This window comes from Micromonospora sp. M71_S20, from assembly GCF_003664255.1.
In the GTDB taxonomy this organism is placed as follows: domain Bacteria; phylum Actinomycetota; class Actinomycetes; order Mycobacteriales; family Micromonosporaceae; genus Micromonospora.
The window spans coordinates 2624110-2648138 of sequence record NZ_RCCV01000001.1 but is presented as its reverse complement, the minus strand read 5'-3'; the positions used below and the strand labels follow the sequence as shown (position 1 = coordinate 2648138).

Sequence of the window (24029 nt, the reverse complement as noted above, 5' to 3'; positions counted from 1 at the left end):
AGGCCGCGGGGCGTCCCGTCCGCATTCCTTGGGTGGGACCTGGGGAGGAACGACCACACCGATGAGGTTGGACCGGGGACGCCCCGCGGAGCTTTATCGTGTTGTTACCTGACGTTACAACGGCACTTGCCCCTTGTCGGGGGAAATGGCGGAATTCTCCGACAAATTTCCCGATGACCCCGGTTCCGTCAGGGCGGGCCCCCGCCGCGCCGGGCCGCGCGGCGGGGGTGCCCCCGCTCTCGGGCGGTTCGACGTGCTCCCGGCAGGCCGACCTGCGGCCGTTGCGGGCCGGTTGCGGCAACCGTGGATCCCACTCGCATCAACGACCGCCGGCGCCGGCAGGTGACGCGTGGGACCGGCGAGTCCACCACCGCCGTCATCCCGGCTGTCGGCGACGCGACGTAGGCTCCCGTGCATGCGTATCGGAGCCCACGTCGATTCGACCGACCCGGTGGCGGAGGCGACCGCCCGAGGGGCCGAGGCCGTGCAGTTCTTCCTCTCCGACCCACAGGGGTGGAAGGCACCGAAGCCGCGGGAGGACGCGGACCGGCTGCGGGCCGCGGGCGTCGACCTCTACGTGCACGCGCCGTACGTCATCAACGTCGCGACCCTGAACAACCGGATCCGGATCCCCAGCCGCAAGCTGCTGCTCGGGCACGCCCAGGCGGCCGCCGCCGTCGGCGCCAAGGGGCTGATCGTGCACGGCGGGCACGTCAACGCCGGCGACGACCTGGCCGTCGGCTTCGACAACTGGCGCAAGACCTTCGCGTACGCGGCGGACTCCGGCGGCTTCGACGTGCCGGTCCTGATCGAGAACACCGCCGGCGGCGACAACGCGTGCGCCCGGCGGCTCGACGCGCTCGCCCGGCTCTGGGACGCCGTGGGCGACCACGAGGTGGGCTTCTGTCTGGACACGTGCCACGCCCACGCCGGCGGCGAGGAGCTGCTCGGGCTCGTCGACCGGGTAAAGGCGATCACCGGGCGGATCGACCTGGTGCACGCCAACAACTCCAAGGGCGCGTTCAACTCCGGTCAGGACCGGCACGACAACCTCGGCGGCGGCACGATCGACCCGGAGCTGGTGGTGGCGGTGATCCGCGCGGCCGGCGCACCGGTCATCGTCGAGACCCCGGGCGGGGTCGACGGTCAGGGCGCCGACATCGCCTTCCTTCGCGACCGGCTGGGCACGGGGAGCCCGGCGGCATGACGACCGAGCAGTCCGCCGCCGGCAGCCCCCGTCCCGACACCGCCGCCGGGAAGGCCGACACGGCCGAGAAGACGGAAGCCGCCGGGAAGACCGGCACGGCCGGTGCCACGCCCGGCTCGGCCGCCAGAACCGGCGGGACCGAACCCAAGGACGGGGCGGCCGAGCCCCAGGCGGAGGCGGCCGAACCCTTGGCGGGGGCGGCCAAGCCCAAGGCGGAGGCGGCCGAATCCGGCACCGGTGGAACCCGATCCGGTGCTGACACGGCCCAGGCCACGGCCGGGGCGGAAGCCAAGGCGGTCGGGGCCGACAGAGTCGGCGCGACCGAGACGGGGAACGGCAAGGCCGGCACTACGGCGAGCGGAGCCGACGAGGTCGCCACCAAGACGGGCAAGGCGGACGCCAAGGCGGGCTCAGCCGGCAAGAACGGCGCCCAGGGCGCGGCCGGCAAGGCGGACGCCAAGGCCGGCCCCGCCGGCAAGGACGGCGCCAACGGCACGGCCGACAAGGCGGACGCCAAGGCGGGCCCCGCCGGCAAGGACGGCGCCAACGGCACGGCCGACAAGGCGGACGCGAGGGCAGGCGCAGCCGGCAAGGACGGAGCCCAGGGCGCGGCGGGCAAGGCGGGCGCAGCCGGTGCGGCCGGGGCGGGCGGCGAGGGCGCGGGCAAGGGCAGCGACAAGGCTGCCGGCAAGAACGAGGACGGGGGCGACAAGGAGGGCAAGCCGGACCGGTGGGAGGCCTTCGCGTCCGCCCCCGAACCGGTGCCTTCCCGGATCGGGCGCGCCGCGCGGGCGGTCGGCCGCGTGCTGATCCACGAGTGGACGCTCGCGGCGTTCGCCTCGCTGGCGTTGGCCGTGCTGATGACCTGGCCCACGCTGCGCTACCCGCGACACACGTTGCCGCAGGACTACTGGGACCCCAGCCTCCAGGCGTGGCAGATGGCCTGGTCGGGGCACATCCTGCTGACCAACCCGGCGCAGCTGTGGCAGTCGAACACCTTCTTCCCGGAGTCCTGGAGCTTCGCCTTCTCCGACACCCTGCTCGGGTACGCCCCGGCGGGCATGATCGGCACCGGTCCCGAAGCCGCCGTACTCCGCTACAACATCATGTTCGTGCTGGCCCACGCGCTCGCCACGCTCGGGGCGTACGCGCTGGCCCGGCAGCTCGGCGCGGGCCGCATCGGTTCCGCGGTGGCCGGGGCGAGCTTCGCGTACGCGCCGTGGCTGCTGGCCCAGGCCGGGCACCTGCACGTGATCTCCAACGGCGGCATCCCGCTGGCGTTGGCGATGCTCGCCCGGGGGCACGGCTGGTCGTTGCGGTACGGGTACCGCCCCGAGCGCCGGCACGACGGCTGGGTCTACACCGGCTGGTTGGTCGCGGCCTGGCAACTCAGTCTCGGCTTCGGCATCGGGCTGCCGTTCGCGTACTTCCTCGCCGGGACCGTGCTCGTCGCGGCCGTCACCTGGTTCCTGCGGCGGTGGGTGATCCGGCCGGTCAAGCGCCCGTTCGGCCGCCGGCTGTTCATCGCGGACCTGGTCGGCGGTCTGTTGTTCGCCGGCGTCGGCGCGCTGCTGGCCATTCCGTACTTCAAGGTGGCGGAGCTGCACCCGCATGCGGAGCGTTCCATCGGCGACATCGGCGTCTACTCGCCGCCGGCGGCCGGCTTCTTCACGGCGCCCGCCGAGTCGCGGGTCTGGGGCGGGCTGCACGAGGGGGCGCGAGCAATGCTCCCCTGGCATCCGGAGATGACCCTGCTGCCTGGCTTCGCGCTCTACGCGCTCGCCGCCGGCGGGCTCTTCTTCTCGGTGTGGAAACTGCGCCACCGGCTGCTGCTGTTCGCCGGGGTGGTGGTGACCATGGTGCTCGCCATGGGCACCTGGTTCTTCGACGGCACCTTCACCTACGTGCCGTTGTTCGAGCACCTGCCCGGGTGGAACGGCATCCGCACTCCCGGCCGGCTGATGCTCTGGACCACGCTGCTGCTCGGACTACTCGCGGCGGGCGCGGTCAGCGCGTTCGCCGCCCGGGTCCGGGAGGTCTACGCCGAGCGGATCCCCTCCTGGCCGAGCCCGTGGCTGCGGCTGGCCACCCTGCTGCCGCTGGTGCTGGTGATCGGCGAGGGGTTGAACTCCACGCCGCACCCGGTCGTGCCGCCCCAGCCGGCGGCGATGCGGACCGTGGGCGGGCCGCTGCTGGTGCTGCCGAGCAACCAGAGCCTCGACCAGCCGGTGATGCTCTGGTCCACGACCCGGTTCCAGGACGTGGTGAACGGAGGCAGCGGCTTCACGCCGCGGCAGCTCGACGACGTACGCCGGGTGACGCTCTCCTTCCCCGACCAGGTCAGCGTCGACTACCTGCGCGTCCTCGGGGTCCGCAACGTGCTGCTGATGCGCGACCAGATCGCCGGCACGCCGTGGGAGGTCACCGTCGACGCACCGGTCGACGGGCTCGGCATCACCCGCGAGGAGATCGGCGACGTGGTCGTCTACCGCCTCTGACCGGCGTCCTCCCGGCCGTCGGGGTCGCCTCCGACGGCCGGGAGCGGTCAGACGGCGGCGGGCGTCGGCTCGGCCGATACCTCGGAGCGGCGTCGCCAGCGGTCGAGCCAGGGCGCGTCCGGGGCGCCGTCGAGCAGCCCGCCGTCCGGGTCGTCGGCGTAGGTCCGCCGCACCGGGTCGAGTTCCGGCCGCAGGATCTCCCGGACGACCAGCACGCAGAGCACCACCACGGTGGTCAGGCGCAGGGTCGACGCCAGCACGAAGACGCCCTCCGGGAAGACCGGCTTGCTGGTCGCCGCGCCGAGCAGCTCGCCGTAGAAGGCCACGAAGTAGCAGACCTCGGCCACCTGCCAGGCGAGGAAGGCGCCCCACTTCGGGCGGGCGAGCACCACCAGCGGCAGCAGCCAGAGCACGAACTGCTGCGACCACACCTTGCTGAAGATCAGGAAGGCGGCGACCACCAGGAACGCGAGCTGGGCGAGCCGGGGCCGGCGCGGGGCCAGCAGCCCCAGCGCGGCCACCCCGAGGCAGGCCAGCCCGAAGAGGGCGTACGACAGGGTGTTCAGCGTCGGGATGTTGACGTTCAGCCACTCGAACGGCCCGAGATCGGCGGGGTTGGCGTTGCCGAACTTTCCGTCCAGGTAGCGACCGATGTACCAGAGGGTGCCCCAGTCGATGGGCCGGGTCGAGTTCAGCTCGAAGAAGCGGTCCCAGTTCTCCCGGTAGGGAATGGCGACCGGAAGGTTCACGAGGACCAGGGAGACGAGGGCCGCGCCGAGAGCGGTGAGGGCGGCGCGGAGCCGCCCGGCGCGCAGCGCCAGCACCAGGATCGGGCCGAGGATGAACAGCGGCCACATCTTGGCCGCCCCGGCGAGACCGAGCAGGACGCCGGCCGCCAGCGGTCGGCTGCGGGCCCAGGCGAACAGGCCGAACGCGGCCAGGCCGATGGCGAGCAGGTCCCAGTTGACCGTGGCGGTGAGCATCAGCGCGGGGGCGAGCGCGAAGAGCGCGGCGTCCCATGGTCGGCGGCGGCGCAGGGCGAGGAGCACCGCCACCGTGGCGACCGCCAGCGCGCCGAGCACCAGCGCGTTCAGGTTGTAGAACCACATGCCCTGGTTGAGCCCCGGGTCGTTCTGGCCGAGGGCGTGCACAGGCAGGCCGAGGGCGCCCATGAAGTAGCCGGTGAGCACCGGATACTCGACGGGGTGGTCCTGGTAGGGCACCGCACCCTCGTTGAGCCGCTCGGCGTAGTAGAGCGCCAGCACGTCGGTGTAGCAGAACCGGGTGTACTGCACGTTGTTCTGCCAGGCGCCGTCCTGGCAGGGCGACTTCTGCACCCAGTGCAACGCCAGGGTCAGGCAGACCAGGGCCAGGACGATGCGGGTCGCCGTCCAGAACCGGCTCTCCCGCCCGGCGGGCCGGTCCAGGGCGACGGCGTGGTCGCCCAGCGGGCCGCCGATGGCGCCGGAGAGGCCCCGGACGAAGCCGTCGGAGCGGGACGGGTGGTCAGGGGCACCGGCGTCGTCGATGCCTCGCGTCGACTGCGTGCTCATGAAGGTGCATCCTGCCGTACATCGGGCCTCCGCGTCCCCTCCCTCTCACGACACGTCGATACGCAAAACGCCGCCGGCGGCCGGAGAGGTGCTCCGGCCGCCGGCGGCGTTCGTCGATCAGTCGTTGTCCGGTCTGGGCGTCAGGCTCGGTAGCAGCCCGCCGCCGCCGCCGTCCCGGCCGGGTCGCGGATCGGTCGGGTTGGTGGGCGCGGTGGGGCCACCCGGCCCGCCGGGCCCGCCCGGAGGGTTGCCGCCGCCGTTGTTCCCACCGCCGTTGTTGCCGCCGGGCGGGCAGAGCAGGTCCAGCGGACCACAGTTCGGCGGGCCCGGCGGAGGCGGCGGGGGCGGGGGCGCCTCGCCGTTGCCGCTGTTCGGGTCGCCGACGTTCGCCGCGGGCGGGAAGTCCTTCTTCTCCCGGTAGTCGCTCCCAGTCTTGTGTGCCTCTTCCATGAACCGCTCCCAGATATCGCCCGGGAGGTTGGCACCGCTGACGCGGCGGCCGTCCTTGAGCTTCAGCGGCAGCCGGTTCTGCAGATTGCCGACCCAAACGGCGGCGGCGATCTGCGGGGTATAGCCGATCATCCAGGCATCGCCGTTTTCCGGGCTGTCCGGCTTCTGCTCCCAGGTGCCGGTCTTGGAGGCAGCCTTTCGACTGTCCTCCAACCGGTGGTTGACCTGCGCTGGATACTGCTCAAGCACCGACGTCACGTCGGCGACGACATCCTTGTCGATGCGCTGCTTCGGGGTGAGCTTCTCGCTGCCGACCTTTCTCCACTTTCCGGTGGTCTCGTCCCGAGCCTCGACCGAGTAGAGGAAGTGGGCCTTGTTGTAGACGCCCTCATTTGCGAAGGTGGCGACACCGTTGGCGTGGTCCAGGACGGTTACCGGATACTGGCCGTAGCCGACGACGTGGAAGAACGGGTTCGGGGCGATGTCCTTCGGGTCTTCCTTGGTGAGGTCGTAGGCCTTCGCCGGGTTGGTGTCCGTCCGCCACATGGTGGTGACGCCGGCATCGGCGGCCATCTTGATCACCTTGTCCGGACCGATCTCCTGCGTCACGTGGTAGAACGGCACGTTGAGCGACTTGAGCGTGGAGACCTTGAGCGTGCAGGAGTTGCCGCACTCGGGATTGTCGACGCCGGCGTTGCTCACCTTGAACTTGGTGCCCTCCGGGGTGAACGCCTTGCCCTTCCAGCGCGACTCGAGGGCCTTGCCCTCCTTGAGGGCCGCCGCCAGCGTGTAGATCTTGAAGCTGGAGCCGGGCGAGTGCCCGCCGGAGAGGTTGCCGTTGGAGTCGGTGTTCTTGCCGGCGTAGTCGGTGCCGGTGCCGTTGTCACCGCCGTAGTAGGCAAGCACCCGGCCGGTGTCCGGGTCGATCGCCACCACCGCCGCCATCAGGTTCTTCGGCTGGCCGTTCAGCTCGGAGCCCTTGGTCTTGCGCTGGGCCGTCTCGACCGCCGCCTTCTGGATCTTCGTGTCGATCGTCGTCCGGATCCGGTAGCCGCCGGACATCAGGGCCTGCGAACAGAGCTTCTTCTGGTCGGTGACCTTCGACTCGTCGTCGACGCAGAGCCCTTGGTCCCGCATCTCCTGCTTGACGTAGTTGATCACGTTGCCGTACGGGGTGTTGACGCCGTAGTCGATGCCGGCGCCGCCCTGGTTCGGCTTCTTGGGCATCGGGTAGTCGGCCAGGGTGGGCGCCGGCGGCTTGCCGGGTGCGTTCAGCCAGCCCTCGGCGACCATGCCGCTGATCACGTACTCCCAGCGGGACTTTGCGTCGGTGAGGTTGACCGCCGGGTCGTAGCCCTTGTGGCCCGCGCTGGCCTCCGGCTGCTTGATCAGCGCCGCGAGGACCGCGCCCTCGGCCACGCTCAGCTTGTTCGCCGGCTTGCCGTAGTACGTCTGCGCCGCCGCCTCGATGCCGTGCGCGCCCCGCCCGAAGTAGATGATGTTCAGGTAGTGCTGCATGATCTGCGGCTTGGTGTACTCGTCGTTCAGCTTGGAGGCGAAGATCGCCTCCTTGACCTTCCGGGCGTAGGTGTCCTCGTTGAGGCTGTCGAAGGCGTTGCGGGCGTACTGCTGGGTGATCGTCGAGGCGCCCTGCTTGCTGCCGCCGGTGACGTTGTTCCACGCGGCCCGGACGATGCCCTTGTAGTCCACACCCGAGTGTTGGTAGAAGTTCCGGTCCTCGGCCGCCGCGACCGCGTCCTGCACGTGCGTCGGAATCTGGTCGATGGTGACCAGCGTCCGGTTCTGCGTGCCGACCTTGGCGATGATCGTCTTGTTGTCGGCCGCGTAGAGGGTGGTCGCCTGCGGCGGCGTGGTGTCCTCCGGGAGGACGACGTTGGTCGAGTAGTAGGTGAAGCCGACGACGCCGAGCCCGGCGAGCATGATGAACACGGCGAAGGCGGCGATCAGCATGTTGACCCGCTTGCGCTTCTTCGCCCGCGACGCGCCGGCCGGATCACCCGCCCCGCGCGCACGCCGGCCGGGGCCGGTCGGCCCGCCGGGCCCACCAGGGCCGCCTGCGGCCGGGGAGACGCTCGCCCGGGCCGAGGCCCGGCCGCTGACGCCGCCGACGGCCGCCGACCCGAGGCTGGCTCGTCCGGCCGGTGCGGCGCCGACGGCGGCGGAGCCCACCGAGGCACGACCGGCCGGCCCGCCGGCCGCCGGGGAGACCGGCACCGACGCGCGACCGGCGCCCGCCGCCCGGCCCGCGCCGGGCGCCGGAGAGACCGGCACGGAGGCCCGGCCCGGCACCGCCCGACCGACGGAGGCCGAACCCACCGAGGCGGAGCCCACCGGGGCCGAGCCGGCACGCGGTGGAACGGCCGCCGACGCCGAACCGGAACTGCCGCGCGGCGGAACGGCGGCCGAGCCGCCGACCGAGGCCCGTCCGCCGGTGCCGGCCCGGGGCGCGACCGAGGCGCGCCCCGCGGGTGCCGTACCCTCCTGTGCAGCCGACCAGCCGCCCCCGGAGGCGTCACCGCCCGGGTCGCCGTGCTGGCCCGGAATCTGGGCCCGCCCGCGCGGGGAACTGGAATCGCCGTACGAGTTCATTCCTCACACCCTGCCGTCGCGGTGGGACGCGACTGCGCCGCCACCGGTTTGCCGTGAGATGGGACACCCGTCGAGGGCGGCACGCGCGTGCCGGTCGACCGGTGCCACTTGCGAATCAATCGGGCCAATCAGACCAACGATCCGTCGGTCTCCCCGGGCGTGCCTGCGCTGGCCGGGGTCGGCCGATCGAGCGAAGATCACCGTTGCGCCTCTCGCCTCCGTCGACTGCCCGTACCGTTGCCCGAGGCGGCCGCGCCGCCCACCGCGTCCTGATCCTGCCCGCCCTCCGGGGTCCCGGTCAGCCCGTCCCGGCCGAGCAGGTACTGCTCGACGAGATGGTTCCAGTCGCAGCCGAGGCACACCTCCACCACGAAGACCTGGAACTCACGCACCGTCATCGCCAGCACCGGCAACTCGGCCAGTGTCCGGGCCTGCCCGGCGGACTGCTTGAGTTCGTCGCCGTAAATGTAGTGGACGTGGGTCAGGTTCTCGCTTCGGCAGATCGGACACCGCTCGTCGGTCGGCTCGCCGTGGAAGCGGGCGGCGTTCTTCAGGTAGGGCGAGGCGTCGCAGACGTCGTACGTGCCGACCCGGCCCGCGAGGAGCTCACGCAGCACCGCTCGCTTCCGGAGCGAGTAGTCGACCACCTGGCGCTGCGTACGCATGCGGAGAAGGGTACGCGGTCTCGTCGGACGGGGCGACCACGGTGACGATGCGTGACCGGAGAACCTCGGAGCGGGGGTTTGCCCTGATCACGACGATCCGCTAGCGTGCGATGTATCGGTCCGATACATCGCGGCGGTTACCGCTCCGCGTAGAGGGTACAGAGAGGATGGCCCGTGCTCGAGCTCGCCATCCTCGGCCTCCTGCAGGAGTCTCCGATGCACGGCTACGAGCTGCGCAAGGAGCTGACCGCCAAGCTCGGCGCGATCAGGGCGGCGATCAGCTACGGCTCGCTCTATCCCACGCTGCGCAGGTTGCAGGCGGCGGGCTGGATCACCGAGGCCGCGGAGGCACCCGCCACTGTCGAGGAGGTTCCCGCGCTGACCAGCCGACGGGGTCGGGTGGTCTACGAAATCACCGCGGAGGGCAAGGAACGCTTCGCTCAACTGATCGCACAGACCGGGCCGGAGACGTACGACGACACGGGTTTCGGCGTGCACTTCGCGTTCTTCGCCCGGACCGACCAGGCGACCCGACTCCGCATCCTGGAGGGTCGCCGGCGAAAGATCGAGGAACGCCGCGAGGGGCTTCGCGACGTGCTCGGCCGGGCGGCCGAGCGGCTCGACGCCTACACGCTGGAACTGCAGCGCCACGGCCTGGACGCCTGTGAGCGCGAGGTCCGCTGGCTGGAGGAGCTCATCGCCAACGAGCGCTCCGGCCGTGCCCCGACGGTCCCGTCAACCGGGACGGCCGGCGGCCGACGAGAAGACAACAGCCCGCCTCCGCCTGGAGAGTCCAGGAAAGAGCGGCCGTGATGAAGAAGAAGGAGGCAGACGCTATGGGCTCCGTCCGCGTCGCCATCGTCGGTGTGGGTAACTGCGCCTCGTCCCTCGTGCAGGGCGTGGAGTACTACCGCAACGCCGACCCGAACGACCGCGTCCCGGGTCTCATGCACGTCACCTTCGGCGACTACCACGTTTCGGACGTGCAGTTCGTCGCGGCGTTCGACGTGGACGCCAAGAAGGTGGGCATGGACCTCGCCGAGGCGATCGTCGCCAGCGAGAACAACACCATCAAGCTCTGCGACGTGCCGCCGACCGGCGTCACCGTGCAGCGCGGTCCGACCTTCGACGGTCTGGGCCAGTACTACCGCGAGATCGTCGAGGAGTCCGACGCCAAGCCCGTCGACGTCGCCCAGGCGCTGCGCGACGCGCAGGTCGACGTGGTGGTCTCGTACCTGCCGGTCGGCTCCGAGCAGGCCGACAAGTTCTACGCCCAGGCCGCGATCGACGCCGGCTGCGCGTTCGTCAACGCGCTTCCGGTCTTCATCGCCTCCGACCCGGAGTGGGCCAAGAAGTTCGAGGACGCGGGCCTGCCGATCGTCGGTGACGACATCAAGAGCCAGGTCGGCGCCACCATCGTGCACCGGGCGCTGGCGAAGCTGTTCGAGGACCGGGGCGTCGAGCTGCTGCGCACGTACCAGCTCAACTTCGGCGGCAACATGGACTTCATGAACATGCTGGAGCGCAACCGCCTGGTCTCGAAGAAGATCTCGAAGACCCAGTCGGTCACCTCGCAGATCCCGCACGAGATGAGCAAGAGCGACGTGCACATCGGCCCGTCGGACCACGTGCCGTGGCTGGACGACCGCAAGTGGGCGTACATCCGCCTGGAGGGTCGCTCCTTCGGCGACACCCCGCTCAACGCCGAGCTCAAGCTCGAGGTGTGGGACTCGCCGAACTCGGCCGGTGTCATCATCGACGCCGTCCGCGCCGCGAAGATCGCGCTGGACCGGAAGATCGGCGGCCCGATCCTGTCGGCCTCGTCGTACTTCATGAAGTCCCCGCCGGTGCAGTACGCCGACCACGACGCGCACGCCGCCGTCGAGGCGTTCATCGCCGGTGACGTCGAGCGCTGACGCGCCGACACCAGCACCATCGAGGGCCGGGTCCGTGCGGACCCGGCCCTCGCCGCGTCCGGCCCCCGCAGCCGTACGCGCGACGACCTCGCCGTCACACAGGGTCGAGCAGTCGGCGACCTACCGCGCGGAGGAGTTCCGCCGCCAGCAGGCGGCCAACGACGCCTTCCGGCAGCGCGGCACGCTCGCCGAGGAGGCGGCCAGCGGTGCCCGGGCCTGCGCGGCGGATGTCACGAGGAGCCTCAACCTGCTGACCGCCGGCGGCCGGGACGAGCCCGGGCAGGAGGCCGTCCGGCGGGCGATCGTGGCGACAGGGCTGACCGAGGTCACCGTGCGGCCACCGGGTCGACTCGACCTCGGCCCCGCCGACGGGCTGGTCTTCGCGGGCTGGACCGGCCGGGCATGTGTCTTCGGCAGCATCCGGGCGGGCGACGTCACGGTGGAGATCGGCGCGCGCATCGCCGACGGCGGCTGCCTGCCCGCCCCGGGCTGACCCGGCGGGGGTGCGGGAAAAGTCCGCCTCCCGTCGATCCCGGCCGGGGTGCGCAGGGACCCGCCCCGGGCCGACCGCGCGGAATCCGAAGAGATCCGCCCCGGGCTGACCCGGGCGGGGTGCGGGCAGGACCGCGTCGCGCCGCCTCAGGACCAGGCGCGTCGCAGGGCGACCCCGGCCTCCAACTCCAGCAGCTTCACCTTGCGGTCGAGGCCGCCGCCGAAACCGACCAGCTTGCCGCCGGCGCCGACAATCCGGTGGCACGGCACGAGCACCGGGATCGGATTGCGGTTGCAGGCCACTCCGACCGCGCGGGCGGCACCCGGGTCGCCGAGCCGGCGGGCCACCTCGCCGTAGGTGAGCGTCTCCCCGTACGGGATGCACGTCATCTCCCGCCAGACGCCGCGTTCGAAGTCGGACCCGCCCGGCGCCGCCAGCGGCACCGCGAAGCCGGTCAGCTCGCCCGCGAAGTACGCCCGCAGCTCCGCCAGCGCCTGTCGGGCCGCCTCGTCGCCCGGTTCATCGGTGGCTCCGTCGACCCGGCCGAAGTGGGCCCGGCGCACATGGGTCCCGTCGGTGGCGACGGAGAACTCGCCGATCGGGGAGTCGAGCACGGTCCAGCGCATCCCCCATTGTCCCCCGGTGCCCCGACAGGGCCTCCCGCCCGAGCCGCCGGGCGGGCCACCGTGCATCCGGGCTGCCGACGGGAGACGTCCGGCCGGTCAGAGCAGAGTGAAGCCGAGCAGCAGAGCACCGGCGCTGAGGCTGGCACCGCCGGCCACGGTCAGCCAGATCAGCTTGTTCGGCTTCGTGTCCCGCGGCCGGGCCACCGAGAGGAAGAAGCCGAGCGGCATCAGGACGGGCGCGGCCACGAGCAGGGCGCGGATGAGCGTGCGCGTGCCGTCGGACGCGTCGGCCCGGTCCACGTAGGGCAGCACGGCCAGCGCGAAGAGGACCAGCACCCCGGCGTGCGCGTGCCCGGCCGTCCAGAGCCCCCGGCGCACCGGATTGTCCAGGTAGCCGGCCTTGCGCCGGGTGAGGTGCATGAGCAGGGTCAGCCCGCCGTACGCGATCGTGACGACGGTGATCAGCAGGATGCCGGCGGTGGTCAGGGTTGCCGAGGACACGGGGCACCTCCTTCTTGTCGGTGTCAAGATTGGCGCTCCGCCCGAATCTTGTCAACAGCTAGATTGCTGGCGAGGGCAAAGTTCGGACGCCGGTGGGCGTCAGAGCTACCGGAGGTGGGCGGTGACCGAAGGGACCGACGGGGAGTTCACCGCGTTCGTCAACGAACGGGGCAACGTCCTGCTGCGCATCGCGTACGCCCTGGCCGGCGACCAGCACGGCGCCGAGGACCTGCTGCAGAACGCGCTGGCCAAGGCGTACGCCCGGTGGCCCCGGATCCGCGGCGACGCCGAGCCGTACGTGCGACGGATCCTCTACCACGACCAGGTCTCCGGATGGCGGCGCCGGTCCCGGCGGCCGGAGGTGCCGGTCGCGGTGCTGCCTGAGCGGGTCGGAAGCCGGGACAGCGGGCAGGACGCCGACCTGCGGATGCTGCTGCGCGACGCGCTGCTGTCGCTGCCACCCCGGCAGCGCGCCGTGCTGACCCTGCGCTACCTGGAGGACCTCAGCGTCGAGCAGACCGCCGCGCTGCTCGGCTGCCGGGCCGGCACGGTCGCCAGCCAGACCTCGAAGGCGCTGGCCAGACTGCGACAACTGGTGCCCGCCCTCGACGACAGCGTCACGGAGGAGGTCCCATGAACGGCTCCGGGGAGGACGTCCTGCGTTCCGCCGTACGGGAGATCGCGACCGAGGCCCGGGCGGTGCCCGACCTCGCCGACCGGGCCCTGCGCCGGGGCCGACGGCTGCGTCGCCGTCGCCGCACGGCCGCGGCCGGCGTCGCCGTCGCGGCACTGGTCGCCCTCGTCGGGCCGTACGTCTGGCTGCGCCCCGGAGCGACCCAGGGCACCGCCGCCGGGGCGCCGGTCGTCACCTTGGCGGCGACGGTGTCGGCCGCCCCGCGCACGATGCCCGTCGTCCCCGCGCCGGCCGGCGACTGGACGCGCGCGGTCGTGACGCTGCCCGGCGGCTGGGTGCTCACCGGCGCCACCTCCACCGGCACCCCCGCCGAGCGTGGGTACGCCCTGGACCGCGAACGCGGCCGGTACGTCGCCACCGACCGCCGGTACGAGGAGACCTGGGCCGCGCCCCGGGGCGGGACCGCCGCCGTCGTCGACTACGAACGCGCCGGCCAGATCGGCCTGCTCGACCTGGGCGACGGGACGGTCCGGTGGGTCCGCACCGGCAGCCACATCATGACCCCGCACTGGTCGCCCGACGGGCGGCGGCTCGCACTGACCCTGCTCGACAAGGAGAGCGCCCGGTTCTCCCTCGGCGTGCTCGACGCGGCCACCGGCGCCTACCGCACCTTCCCGGTGGACACGGACCGGTACTTCTGCACCGACCAGTGCTTCTTCACCTGGGCCCGGGACGGCCGGGAGGTCGCGCTCCAGCAGACCGACCCGGACACCCCCCGCTCGGAGTCCCGGCCGCACGCGCGGCGGGGCGTGCAGTTCTTCTCCGCCACCGACGGCCGGCCGACCCGGTTCGTGCCCGTCCCCGGCGACCCCGCCGGCCCCTGGTCGTGGTCGCCGGACGGCCGGCTCGTGGTGATCAAGGGCCAGGACGGCCCGGAGGTGGCGGAGGTGGCGACCGGACGGGTGATCGGCCCGGCTCCCGCCCAGGACGCCGCGTGGGTGGCCGACGACCGGCTGCTGCACCGCGTCGGCTGGACGGCCGAGATGGCGCTGGTCGACCTCGACGGACGGGAACTGGCACGGCAGGCCCTCCCCGCGACGCTGGAGGTCAACCTGACCTTGGCGGTCGCGCCCCGCTGAGCGGCCCGGATCGCAACGTCGGCCGAGCCGACGCCCCGGCCGACGTTGCGGGGCACCGATACCGTGCAGGCCGTGGCCACGGGGACGCTGATCTTCCTCATCATCGGCGGCGCGGGCGTCGCGGTTCTGGCGCTCGCCCTGCTCGGCGGCGAGCTGCTCCATCTCGGCAATCCGGAATTCGACGGTCCGGTGTCGGTGGAGGCGGTCGCCGGGTTCACCGGAGCGCTCGGCTTCGGCGCCGCGATCGTCAACGAGCTGATCGGTGGGCGTACCCCCGGCATGATCGCGGTGGCCCTGGCCGGCGGCGTCGTCGCGGCCGTGCCCACCGCCTGGGCCGCGTCCCGGCTGAGCCGGGCGGCCCGCGACATGCGCACCGATCCCACCCCCACCCGCCACCACCTGGTCGGCGCGCTCGGCCTGGTGGTCACCCCGGTGCCCGCCGACGGCTACGGCGAGGTCCGGGTCCGGGTGGCGGGCCAGCCGGTCAAGCTCAACGCCCGCGCCGACCGACCGATCCCGGTCGGCGCCCAGATCTTCGTGGTCGAGGCGCTCAGCGAGACCAGCGTGCACGTCGAGACCTACTGAACCCCTCGTAAAGAAACAGGACGGTCACATGCCCCTTCTCATCGCCATCGGCGGCGCGGTCCTCCTCGTCCTCGTGCTCGTGCTCTTCGTGCTCTCCCGCATCAAGGTCGCCGGGCCGAACGAGGCCTTCATCGTCACCGGCCGCAAGGGCCGCACCACGCAGACCGCCGACGGCGGCCGGTCGACCGACAACTCCGGGCAGAAGGTCGTGCTCGGCGCGTCCGTGTTCGTCCTGCCCGTGGTGCAGAAGCTCCAGTCGCTCGACCTGTCCAGCCGGCGGATCGACGTCGGCATCAAGGGCGCGGTCAGCAAGCAGGGCATCCGCGCCGACCTGCACGGCGTCGCGATCGTCAAGGTCGGCGGCACCGAGGACGCCATCCGCGCCGCCGCGCAGCGCTTCCTGCACCAGCAGGACGAGATCGAGGACTTCACCCGGGAGGTGCTGGCCGGCGCGCTGCGCTCGATCGTCGGCCGGCTCACCGTCGAGGAGGTCATCCGGGACCGGGCGGCGTTCGCCAGCGCGGTCGCCGAGGAGGCCGAGCACTCGATGACCAACCAGGGCCTGGTGCTGGACACCTTCCAGCTCCAGGACATCCTGGCCGAGGGTTCCTACCTCCAGGACCTGGGCCGGCCGGAGGCGGCCCGGGTGCTCAAGGACGCGGCCATCGCCGAGGCGCGGGCCCGGCAGCAGGCCGAGCAGGAGCGGCTGCTCGCCGAGGAGGCCATCGCCGAGGCCAACCGGAACCTGTCGCTGAAGCAGGCCGCCATCCAGGCGGAGATCGACGCGGCCAAGGCGAAGTCCGCCGCCGCCGGGCCGCTGGCCCAGGCCGAGCGGGACCAGGCGATCCTCTCCGAGCAGCAGAAGGTCGCCGAGCGCAACGCCGAGCTCAAGCAGCGTCAGCTCGACACCGAGGTGCGCAAGCCGGCCGACGCGGCCCGGTACAAGGTGGAGCAGGAGGCCGAGGCGTCCCGCAACGCGGCCGTGCTGAACGCCGACGCGCAGCGCCAGGCCGTCATCGCCGCCGCCCAGGCCGCCGCCGAGCAGGCCCGGCTCACCGGTGAGGGCGAGCGGGCCCGCCGGGCCGCGCTGGCCGAGGCCAACGCGATCGAGGGCGCCAAGGAGGGTGAGGCCGAGCAGCGCCGCCGCTCCGCCATCGCCGAGGCGGTCGAGCGGGAGGGTGCGGCCGAGGCCGCGGCCATCCTGGCCAAGGGGCAGGCCGAGGCCGACGCGATGGCCCGCAAGGCCGAGGCCTTCGCGGCGTACGGCGAGGCCGCCGTGCTGGACCTGCTGGTCAAGGTGCTGCCGCAGGTGGTCGAGGCGGCCAGCGCCCCGATCGGCGCGATCGACAAGATGACGGTCATCTCCACCGACGGCGCCTCGTCGCTGACCAAGTCGGTGGCGGGCAACGTGGCCCAGGGGCTCCAGCTCGGCAGCGACCTGACCGGCATCGACCTCGCCGGCCTGCTGGCGAAGCTCGGCTCGGCGGCGGCGACCCCCGGCAACGGCAAGCCGCCGGTCGACGGCACGGCGGTCGAGACCCGCTGACGCGACCCGGCGGCGGTCGTATCCGCTGAGTGCGACAGGGCGCCGTCCCCGGCCGGGGGCGGCGCCCTTCTCGTCTCGTCGGGCGAGGCCCGCGTCGGACCAGCTGGTGGAGGTCGACTTGGTAGGTGCCGGGTCCCGTGGCGCCTGGCGGGGCTACTCGACGATGCCCTCGTCGCGGGCCCAGCGCAGCAGCTCCGCCTCGGCCTCGTCGCGGTCCAGCGGGCCGCGCTCCAGGCGCAGCTCCTTGAGGTGTTTCCAGGCCTGCCCGACGACGGGTCCCGGCGGTACGCCCAGCAGCTCCATGATGGCGTTGCCGTCCAGGTCGGGCCGGACCCGCGCCAGGTCCTCCTCGGCGGCGATCCGGGCGATCCGCTCCTCCAGCGCGTCGTAGTCGGCGGCGAGCTGGGCCGCCTTGCGCCGGTTGCGGGTGGTGCAGTCCGACCGGGTCAGCTTGTGCAGGCGCGGCAGCAGGTCACCGGCGTCGGCGACGTAGCGGCGCACCGCCGAGTCGGTCCACTCGCCCCGGCCGTAGCCGTAGAAGCGCAGGTGCAGCGCCACCAGCGCGGTGACCTTGGAGGTGATCTCCTTCGGGTAGCGCAGCGCCTTCATCCGGGCCTTGGTGAGCCGGGCGCCGACCACCTCGTGGTGGTGGAAGCTGACCCGGCCGTCCGAGCCCACCGCCTTCGTCGCCGGCTTGCCGACGTCGTGCATGAGCGCGGCCATCCGCAGGACGAAGTCCGGCCCCTCGGTCTCGTACGAGACGGCGTTGCTCACCACGGTCAGGGTGTGCTCGTAGACGTCCTTGTGCTGGGCGTGCTCGTCGATCTCCAGCTTGAGCCCGGTCAGCTCCGGCAGGAAGCGCTCGGCGAGCCCGGTGTCGACCAGCAGCCGCAGCCCGGTGATCGGGTCCGCGCCGCAGAGCAGCTTGGTGAACTCGTCGCGGATCCGCTCGGCCGTGATCCGGTCCAGGTCGCCGGCCATCCGGGTCATCGCCGCGTACGCGTCGGGATGCACCGCGAAGCGCAGCTGGGCGGCGAACCGGGCCGCGCGCAGCATCCGCAGCGGGTCGTCGCCGAACGACTCCGCCGGGGTGCCCGGGGTGCGGATCACCTTGGCGGCCAGGTCGTCGAGCCCGCCGTGCGGGTCGGTGAACCGGTGCTCGGGCAGGCTGACCGCCATCGCGTTGATGGTGAAGTCGCGCCGCCGCAGGTCCTCGGCGAGGTCGGTGCCGTACTCGACGACGGGGTTGCGGCTGACCTGGTCGTAGGACTCGGCGCGGAAGGTGGTGATCTCCAGCCGCAGCCCGTCGCGCTGGCACCCGATGGTGCCGAACTCCCGGCCGGTCTCCCAGATCGACTCGGCCCAGCCGCGCACGATGCGCAGGGTCTCGTCGGGGTGCGCGTCGGTGCAGAAGTCGAGGTCGTCGCCGAGGCGGCCGAGCAGGGCGTCACGTACCGAACCGCCCACCAGGTGCAGCTCGTGGCCGGCCCGCACGAACCGGCGGCCCAACTCGTCGGCGACCGGGGAGACCCGGAGCAGTTCGGCGACGGCGTTGCGCTGTGCGGCGGTGAGTTCGCGGCGGTCGGCGGCGTGGGGAGCGGAGGCTTCGGACATGGGAGCGCCAGACTATCGGTCCCGGCGGGGATGCGGTCCGCCGGGCGCGGGTAACGGGTGGCCGTTGACTATCGTCTGTGACGTGCGGGCCGTGCCCCGGCTCCGACGTACCTCTCTGCCTTGGAGGCGACAAGATGAGCGGCGGTCTCTACCGCAGCGCGAACGCCGCCCAGGGCGGCGCCGCGCCCGGCCGGCCGTCGGACGGCGCCACGTTCATCTCCGCCGAGCCGCTCAACCAGCCGGCCATGGAGTCGACGGCGCCGCCCCAGGAGCAGGTGGGCGAGGCCAGCGCCGCGGCCAACAGCGCGGTGATGGCCATGGGCAGCCTGGTCAGCCGCGGTACGGGCTTCCTGCGCAACCTGGTGATCGCGGCGGCGCTCGGCGGCGCGCTGGTCGGTGACGCGTACACCACCGCGCAGATCCTGCCCGGAATGGTCTACGAGTTCCTGCTCGGCGGCGTACTCACCAGCGTGCTGATTCCGGTGCTGGTGCGACGGCGCAAGTCGGACGCGGACGGCGGCCAGGCGTACGCCCAGCGACTACTCACCCTGGCGGTCCTCGCCCTCGGCGTGGCCGCGTTGTTGGCAGTGCTGTCGGCATCGTGGTTGACCATGCTCTACGGCAGCGGTGAGTCGGCCGGCGAATATTCGAAGCTGGTCACGGCGCTGGCACGCCTGATGCTGCCGATGATCTTCTTCTCGGGACTCAGCGCGCTGATCAGCGCGGTGCTCAACACCCGGGGGCACTTCGCCGCCCCCATGTGGGCGCCGATCCTGAACAACCTGGTGGTGATCGCCACCGCCGGTCTCTACATCGCGATCTTCGGTGCGGACATCATCAAGCCGGACGAGATGACGACCGGGCGGATCCTGCTGATCGGCGGCGGCACCCTGCTCGGTGTCGCGATCCAGGCCGCCGGCCTGCTGCCGGCGCTGCGCAAGGTCGGCTTCCGCTGGAAGCTCCGCTTCGACTTCCGGGCGCTCGGCCTGCGCGAGCTGGGCCGGCTCGGGGCGTGGATGTTCTGCTACGTCGCGGTCAGCCAGATCGGCCTGATCGTGCTGTTCAACCTGCTGAACCGGGCGGGCAGGGAGAACGCCGCCGGCCCGCTGATCTACAACAACGTGTTCCTGCTGCTGATGACGGCGCACGGCATCATCGCCGTCTCGATCATCACCGCGCTGATGCCCCGGATGAGCGCGGCCGCCGCCGACGGCCGGTACGCGGACGTGGCCGCCGACCTGTCCCGGGGCACCCGGACGGTCACCGCGGTGCTCGCCCCGATCGCGGTCTGCTACGCCGTCCTCGCCACCCCGATCGCGTTCACCCTGTTCCGACACGGCGCCTTCACCGCGAACAACGCCACCGCCACCTCGGTGGTGCTGCTCGCCGCCGCGCTCGCCCTGGTGCCGTTCGCGGTCAGCCAGCTCTTCACGTTCGCCTTCTACGCCCTGCCGGACACCCGCACCCCGGCGCTGATCAACATTCCGGTGGTGGCGCTGCGCATCGGGGTGCAGATCGTGCTCTTCGCGGTCTTCTCGGCAAGCTTCGCTGGCGCCGGCATGATGATCGGCAACGCCGTCTCCTACCTGGCCGCCGCGATCGCCTCCGCCTGGCTGCTACGTCCCCGGGTGGGTCGGATCGGCCTCGGCGAGATCATGCGCACCAGCGCGCGGGTCGCGGTCGCGGCGCTCGGCGCGGCGGTGGTCGGCCTGATCGTGGTCAAGCTGCTGCCCGGCGACGCCACGCCGAGCCGCCTGGAGGCCGTCGTCCAGCTCGTGGTCGGTGGGGCGGTGATCGGCGGGACGTACCTGGGGCTGGCGATGGTCCTGCGGATCGGCGAGATCACCGAGGTCGTGGGCATGGTCCGGCGCCGGTTGGGCCGCTGACCGATGCCCGACTGCCCGGCTGGCGGCCGTCCTGCGGGCGGACTCCACTCTCTGTGAACGAGGATCACCAGCCTGGGGATGCGCCTGTGGATAACTCCGCGATTCACCGCTCAGGCACCAAAAAGGCCTGTGGATAACCAGCCGTACGGCTGAGCATGGTGGCCCGGTCGGGGGGAACCCGGCAGCGTCGGCGCGATCGCCGTGTTGGCCGGCCCCCTCTCTGTGGGTGCTTGCGGTCAACCTCTAGATTGGCCAGTACATGTGCCAGCAACGTGGCTGACAACGGTAGCAACCGGACAAGTCGGCCGCCTGCCGGCAGCTCGGCCCGGGAGCGGCGCGAAGATGACATGTCGGGGAGACGGCCAACCCGGGTAAGGTCGCTCTCGACGGGTACGGCAGGCGCCGGCGCTCCGCGTCGACACCGGTCGGCCGGTTCCTTCGAAGGCAGAGCGGGAAGCCACATGCCCAGCAGCGCGGGTCCATCGATCGACACGATCACCGAGGGAGGACGGGTGACCCAGGTCGGCGAAGGTCAGGAGGCGGAGGAGAGCGCTCCTCAGGTCATGACCTTCGGTGCTCCCACGGCCGGTGAGATCCTCGCCGAGCGTTACGAGCTGGTCGAGCACATCAACAACGACAGTGCGGGTCGACTGGTCTGGCGCGGGGTCGACGTCATCCTGCGCCGCCCCGTCGCGGTCGTGCTGCGCTACCCCGGTGGCGACTCGGCCACCGAGATGCTCCAGGGCGCCGTTGCGGCCAGCCGCGTCATCCACCCCAACCTGGTCGGCGTCTACGACGCGATCGACGAGGCCGAGCGGGCGTACGTGGTGCGGGAGTGGGTCGACGGGCAGTCGCTGCGCGAGCTGGTCACCGACGGACCGCTGGACCCGGCGCGCGCCACCACCATCGGCAACGCGGTCGCCAGCGCCCTCGCCGCGGTGCACGCCACCGGCATGGTGCACGGCAACGTCCACCCCGGCACGGTGATGGTCAGTGACGACGGCCGGGTGGTGCTGGCCGACGCGCGCACCGACGGCGCCGACAGCCAGCAGAGCGACGTCCGCGCGATCGGCGGGGTCCTCTACTTCGCCCTGACCGGGCACTGGCCGCACGCCGAGGCCCCGCTGCGTGGCGCCACCGCCGGCCACGGCCGGGCCGCCATCCCCGACGCCGTACGCGACGCGGGCGGCGCCCTCGCCGCCCCCCGGCAGGTGCGGGCGGGCGTGCCCGCGTACCTCGACGACCTCACCATGGACCTGCTCGACGCCGAGATCGAGCCGCCCTCGTCGGACGTGCTCGCGGCCGAGCTGGCCCGGCTGGACGTGCCGGCCGACGAGCAGTTCCTCGACAACGGCGGCCCGCTGCGCTTCTCGGCCGACACGGGCGAGGAGCCGTCGCCACTCGCCGCCGCCGGCGGACGCAAGGTCGCGATCGGCATCGCCGGCCTGCTCGCCGTCGCCCTGGTCGGTCTGCTGATCGGCATCACCGCTTTGGGCGGCGGTGACGACGGCCCACAGCCCAACCCGGTCGCCGCGCCCTCGTCGAACGCGCCCGCCGGCGACGCCACCCCGGCCGCCGCCACTGCCGGGCCGCTGAAGATCAGCAACGCCCGGATCATCGACCCGGAGGGCGACCGGACCGAGGTCAGGAACGCCGACAAGGTGTTCGACGGCAACGAGGACGAGGGCTGGGAGACCCAGACCTACCGGGGGCGCGCCAACTTCGGCAACCTCAAGCAGGGCATGGGCGTGTGGATCGACCTCGGCGGCGAGCACACGGTCAAGTCCGTGCAGGTCCTCCTCTCCGCCCGGGGCGCCTCCGCCCAGCTCTACGCCGGCACCACCGACCGGCCGTCGTCGTCCTCCGGCGACGCCCAACTCTTCGCGGACTACAAGAAGACGGCGATCGGCCAGCCGTTCGAGGAGCACGAAGGCACCAAGATGACCTTCAACGGCTTCAACGCCGACGTGAAGTACCGCTACCTGCTGTTCTGGATCACCGAGCTGCCTTCGAGCGACGGCGGCTTCAAGCTCGGCGTCCAGGAGATCACGGTCCAGGGATCGTGAGGCGGCCACCGCGCTCCGGGCACCGCATCCGCCGGACGTGGTGATGGGCGCACGCGGGGAACGGGTGACCGGTGGACCAGCGGGTCCGCCGGTCTCGTCGTCGGCGCCGCCACCCGGGACGGCGGACCTCGACCTCCTGCACGCCCACGTGGCCGGCGATCCGCACGCCTTCGCCGAGCTCTTCCACCGCCACCGGGACCGGCTCTGGGCGGTGGCCCTGCGCACGCTCGGCGACCGCGAGGAGGCCGCCGACGCCCTCCAGGACGCCCTGCTGTCCGCCCACCGCGCCGCCGGCCGGTTCCGGGGCGACTCGGCGGTCACCACCTGGCTGCACCGGATCGTGGTGAACGCGTGCCTGGACCGGATCCGCCGCCGCCAGGCGCACCCGACGGTGCCGCTGCCGGACGGGGTCCGGGACACCGAGTCCGGCACCGGTGGCGTCGAGCCGGCGGCACCCGTCCAGGACCACGACACGGCGCTCGTGGTCCGGCAGGCGCTCGCCGAGCTGCCGCCCGAGCAGCGCGCGGCGCTGATCCTGGTCGACGTGCAGGGCTACCCCGTCGCCGAGGTGGCCCGGATCCTCAACGTGGCCGAGGGGACGGTCAAGAGCCGGTGCGCCCGGGGCCGGGCCCGCCTGGCGACGCAGCTCGGGCACCTGCGCCCCCGGCCCACGACGCAGCAGACGGAGCCGCGGTCCACCCCGCAGCGGGCGGAGCCGGCCCCGACGACGGATCCGAACGTGCCGGCCGTCACCCGAGGGAACCCGCGGTCGCCCGAGGGCGTCCGATCGGGGTCGGGACGGTCCCGGCGGGATCTCCACCAGGAGGACGCGTGACTGGCGGGGGGTACAGGGAGGTCGACCACGACCTGCTCGCCGACTACCTCGGCGGGGCGCTGGACGGCACCCCGGATGAGAATCTCGTCGCCCGACTGGTCGACGAGGACGCCGACTGGGCGCAGGCGCACGCGCTGCTGGCCCCGGCCGTGGCGGACGTCCGCGCGGACCTGGCCGCCTGGGGCGCGTCCGCGCCCGAGATGCCGGCCGACGTCGCCGACCGGATCGTCGCCGCCCTGGCCCACGCCACCGCGTCCGACCCCGGCACCGTGGATTCCGCCGCTTTGGACCCGTCCGAGCCGGGCCGGTCCGAGCCGGGCGGCCGTGGGGCGGAGGACGACGCGGCGTCCGCCGAGGAGCGGCCCGAGGGACAGCCGGCGGTCAGGACGGGCATCGGGGCGGTGCCGACACAGCCGCTCGGCGGGTCCGGGAGACGTCCTGCCGGCGTACCCCGATCGGAGCCGGGCCGCGGCGGGGCCACCGGGCCGGGCCGACGGCGGCGCCGCTGGACCCGGCTGGCCGGGCCGGTCGCGCTGGCCGCCGTGTCGATCGCGGCGGTCGGCCTCGGCGTCAGCCAGCTCACCGGGGACCAGCAGACGGGCGGAGCCGCGGACTCGGCGTTGCCCGGGGCCGTGCCCCGTGAGGACGCCGACCCCGCCGCCACGCCGTTCCGGATCTCCGGCGAGCCGTCGGTGCGCAGCGGGACGGACTACACGCCGGAGTCCCTGACCGCCGTTCCGCCGTCGCCGAAGTCACGACCGTTCACCGGCGGTCCGTCCGTGGAGCAGTCCGGCGTCCAGGCGGAGGGCGGGCGGCTGCCCGGCTCCGTCACCGGGCTGGACCGGCTCACCGACCCCGCCGCACTCGGCGCCTGCATCGGCGAGATCAAGGCCGAGCACGGCCGGGGCCCGCTGGTGGTCGAGGTGGTCGACTACGCCCGGTTCCAGGGCCGTCCGGCGCTGATCGTGCGCTTCACCGACGCCACGGGCGCGCACTGGGCCTGGGCGAGCGGGCCGGAATGCGGTGTGCCCGGGTCCGGCTCGGACAGCCGTTACCGCACGCGGGTAGGGTGAATTCGCGGTCACCGGGCGTTTGACCGTCCACGTGACCTGACCCACCGGATGACCGGCTCGGGAATCCCCGGTTCGTACGATGACGTTCTGCACATCGAAGTGCCGGCACCGAGGGGCGTCGGCATCGGATCG

The 24029-nt window shown here is 72.6% G+C and carries 19 protein-coding genes; 13 read left to right on the top strand and 6 right to left on the bottom strand.

All coding sequences use genetic code 11. The features are described 5' to 3' along the window. Positions 1–415 precede the first annotated feature (415 nt). Positions 416–1207 carry a deoxyribonuclease IV gene (locus tag DER29_RS12030; protein ID WP_121397432.1) on the top strand — a complete coding sequence of 264 codons (792 nt, stop codon included), beginning with the start codon at positions 416–418 and terminating at the stop codon, positions 1205–1207. Continuing rightward, positions 1204–3705, top strand: a complete 2502-nt coding sequence (locus DER29_RS12020) for a hypothetical protein (protein ID WP_233599727.1) — start codon at positions 1204–1206, stop codon at positions 3703–3705. The genes DER29_RS12030 and DER29_RS12020 overlap by 4 nt, the downstream gene beginning before the upstream one ends. 47 nt (positions 3706–3752) lie before the next feature. Here the strand turns inward: DER29_RS12020 and DER29_RS12015 are convergent, their stop codons facing one another. The 3 genes from DER29_RS12015 to DER29_RS12005 form a co-directional block, all read right to left on the bottom strand. Further along, positions 3753–5258, bottom strand: a complete 1506-nt coding sequence (locus tag DER29_RS12015) for a glycosyltransferase family 87 protein (protein WP_121397431.1) — start codon at positions 5256–5258, stop codon at positions 3753–3755. Positions 5259–5375: 117 nt separating this feature from the next. After that, a complete protein-coding gene (locus DER29_RS12010; RefSeq protein WP_121397430.1) occupies positions 5376–8318 on the bottom strand; it encodes a transglycosylase domain-containing protein in 2943 nt (980 codons plus the stop codon). Between the two features lie 197 nt (positions 8319–8515). Then, on the bottom strand, positions 8516–8983 hold the full coding sequence (locus DER29_RS12005) for a DUF5318 domain-containing protein (RefSeq protein WP_121397429.1): 468 nt from the start codon (positions 8981–8983) through the stop codon (positions 8516–8518). Positions 8984–9157: 174 nt separating this feature from the next. Between DER29_RS12005 and DER29_RS12000 the strand changes: the two genes are divergently transcribed. Genes DER29_RS12000 through DER29_RS11990 form a run of 3 tightly spaced genes read left to right on the top strand, consistent with a single transcriptional unit; the run spans position 9158 to position 11392 of the window. After that, positions 9158–9796 (top strand): PadR family transcriptional regulator, encoded by a 639-nt coding sequence (locus tag DER29_RS12000; RefSeq protein ID WP_121397428.1) that lies wholly within the window; start codon positions 9158–9160, stop codon positions 9794–9796. 23 nt (positions 9797–9819) lie between these two features. Beyond that, entirely contained in the window at positions 9820–10899 is a 1080-nt protein-coding gene (locus DER29_RS11995; protein ID WP_121397427.1) for an inositol-3-phosphate synthase, read from the top strand. Positions 10900–10933: 34 nt separating this feature from the next. Further along, entirely contained in the window at positions 10934–11392 is a 459-nt protein-coding gene (locus DER29_RS11990) for a hypothetical protein (RefSeq protein WP_121397426.1), read from the top strand. 146 nt (positions 11393–11538) lie between these two features. Here DER29_RS11990 and DER29_RS11985 read toward each other — a convergent pair whose 3' ends face one another. Next, complete coding sequence (locus DER29_RS11985; protein WP_121397425.1) at positions 11539–12018, bottom strand: methylated-DNA--[protein]-cysteine S-methyltransferase; 480 nt, start codon at positions 12016–12018, stop codon at positions 11539–11541. Positions 12019–12114: 96 nt separating this feature from the next. Then, the gene (locus DER29_RS11980; RefSeq protein ID WP_121397424.1) at positions 12115–12519 is read right to left on the bottom strand and encodes a hypothetical protein; all 405 of its coding nucleotides are present in this window, start codon (positions 12517–12519) and stop codon (positions 12115–12117) included. A gap of 121 nt (positions 12520–12640) precedes the next feature. On the opposite strand from DER29_RS11980, the gene DER29_RS11975 reads away from it, so the two are divergent. The 4 genes from DER29_RS11975 (at position 12641) to DER29_RS11960 (ending at position 16423) form a co-directional block, all read left to right on the top strand. Then, a complete protein-coding gene (locus DER29_RS11975) occupies positions 12641–13156 on the top strand; it encodes a SigE family RNA polymerase sigma factor (RefSeq protein WP_121397423.1) in 516 nt (171 codons plus the stop codon). Continuing rightward, on the top strand, positions 13153–14292 hold the full coding sequence (locus tag DER29_RS11970; protein ID WP_121397422.1) for a PD40 domain-containing protein: 1140 nt from the start codon (positions 13153–13155) through the stop codon (positions 14290–14292). The genes DER29_RS11975 and DER29_RS11970 overlap by 4 nt, the downstream gene beginning before the upstream one ends. 63 nt (positions 14293–14355) lie before the next feature. Beyond that, complete coding sequence (locus DER29_RS11965) at positions 14356–14877, top strand: hypothetical protein (protein WP_233599726.1); 522 nt, start codon at positions 14356–14358, stop codon at positions 14875–14877. Between the two features lie 28 nt (positions 14878–14905). Beyond that, the gene (locus DER29_RS11960; RefSeq protein WP_121397420.1) at positions 14906–16423 is read left to right on the top strand and encodes a flotillin family protein; all 1518 of its coding nucleotides are present in this window, start codon (positions 14906–14908) and stop codon (positions 16421–16423) included. Positions 16424–16576: 153 nt separating this feature from the next. On the opposite strand, the gene DER29_RS11955 is transcribed toward DER29_RS11960, so the two are convergent. Then, the gene (locus tag DER29_RS11955; RefSeq protein ID WP_121397419.1) at positions 16577–18037 is read right to left on the bottom strand and encodes a CCA tRNA nucleotidyltransferase; all 1461 of its coding nucleotides are present in this window, start codon (positions 18035–18037) and stop codon (positions 16577–16579) included. 134 nt (positions 18038–18171) lie between these two features. Between DER29_RS11955 and murJ the strand changes: the two genes are divergently transcribed. From murJ to DER29_RS11935, 4 genes are all read left to right on the top strand, one after another. Next, positions 18172–19923 carry a murein biosynthesis integral membrane protein MurJ gene (gene murJ / locus DER29_RS11950; RefSeq protein ID WP_121397418.1) on the top strand — a complete coding sequence of 584 codons (1752 nt, stop codon included), beginning with the start codon at positions 18172–18174 and terminating at the stop codon, positions 19921–19923. A gap of 461 nt (positions 19924–20384) precedes the next feature. After that, positions 20385–21989: a protein kinase family protein gene (locus DER29_RS11945; RefSeq protein ID WP_121397417.1), complete on the top strand. Its 1605-nt coding sequence runs from the start codon at positions 20385–20387 to the stop codon at positions 21987–21989. Positions 21990–22032: 43 nt separating this feature from the next. Then, positions 22033–22824, top strand: a complete 792-nt coding sequence (sigM, locus tag DER29_RS11940; RefSeq protein ID WP_121397416.1) for an RNA polymerase sigma factor SigM — start codon at positions 22033–22035, stop codon at positions 22822–22824. Continuing rightward, positions 22821–23897, top strand: a complete 1077-nt coding sequence (locus DER29_RS11935) for a hypothetical protein (protein ID WP_121397415.1) — start codon at positions 22821–22823, stop codon at positions 23895–23897. The genes sigM and DER29_RS11935 overlap by 4 nt, the downstream gene beginning before the upstream one ends. The last annotated feature ends 132 nt before the right edge of the window (positions 23898–24029 follow it).

Bases quoted from the DNA above. Each gene is read 5' to 3' on its own strand.
- DER29_RS12005 (WP_121397429.1), bottom strand. From the start codon at position 8,983: ATGCGTACGCAGCGCCAGGTGGTCGACTACTCGCTCCGGAAGCGAGCG.
- sigM (WP_121397416.1), top strand. From the start codon at position 22,033: ATGGGCGCACGCGGGGAACGGGTGACCGGTGGACCAGCGGGTCCGCCG.
- DER29_RS11970 (WP_121397422.1), top strand. From the start codon at position 13,153: ATGAACGGCTCCGGGGAGGACGTCCTGCGTTCCGCCGTACGGGAGATC.
- DER29_RS12020 (WP_233599727.1), top strand. From the start codon at position 1,204: ATGACGACCGAGCAGTCCGCCGCCGGCAGCCCCCGTCCCGACACCGCC.
- DER29_RS11995 (WP_121397427.1), top strand. From the start codon at position 9,820: ATGGGCTCCGTCCGCGTCGCCATCGTCGGTGTGGGTAACTGCGCCTCG.
- DER29_RS11985 (WP_121397425.1), bottom strand. From the start codon at position 12,018: ATGCGCTGGACCGTGCTCGACTCCCCGATCGGCGAGTTCTCCGTCGCC.
- DER29_RS11945 (WP_121397417.1), top strand. From the start codon at position 20,385: ATGCCCAGCAGCGCGGGTCCATCGATCGACACGATCACCGAGGGAGGA.
- DER29_RS12030 (WP_121397432.1), top strand. From the start codon at position 416: ATGCGTATCGGAGCCCACGTCGATTCGACCGACCCGGTGGCGGAGGCG.
- murJ (WP_121397418.1), top strand. From the start codon at position 18,172: ATGAGCGGCGGTCTCTACCGCAGCGCGAACGCCGCCCAGGGCGGCGCC.
- DER29_RS11955 (WP_121397419.1), bottom strand. From the start codon at position 18,037: ATGTCCGAAGCCTCCGCTCCCCACGCCGCCGACCGCCGCGAACTCACC.
- DER29_RS12010 (WP_121397430.1), bottom strand. From the start codon at position 8,318: ATGAACTCGTACGGCGATTCCAGTTCCCCGCGCGGGCGGGCCCAGATT.
- DER29_RS12015 (WP_121397431.1), bottom strand. From the start codon at position 5,258: ATGAGCACGCAGTCGACGCGAGGCATCGACGACGCCGGTGCCCCTGAC.
- DER29_RS11960 (WP_121397420.1), top strand. From the start codon at position 14,906: ATGCCCCTTCTCATCGCCATCGGCGGCGCGGTCCTCCTCGTCCTCGTG.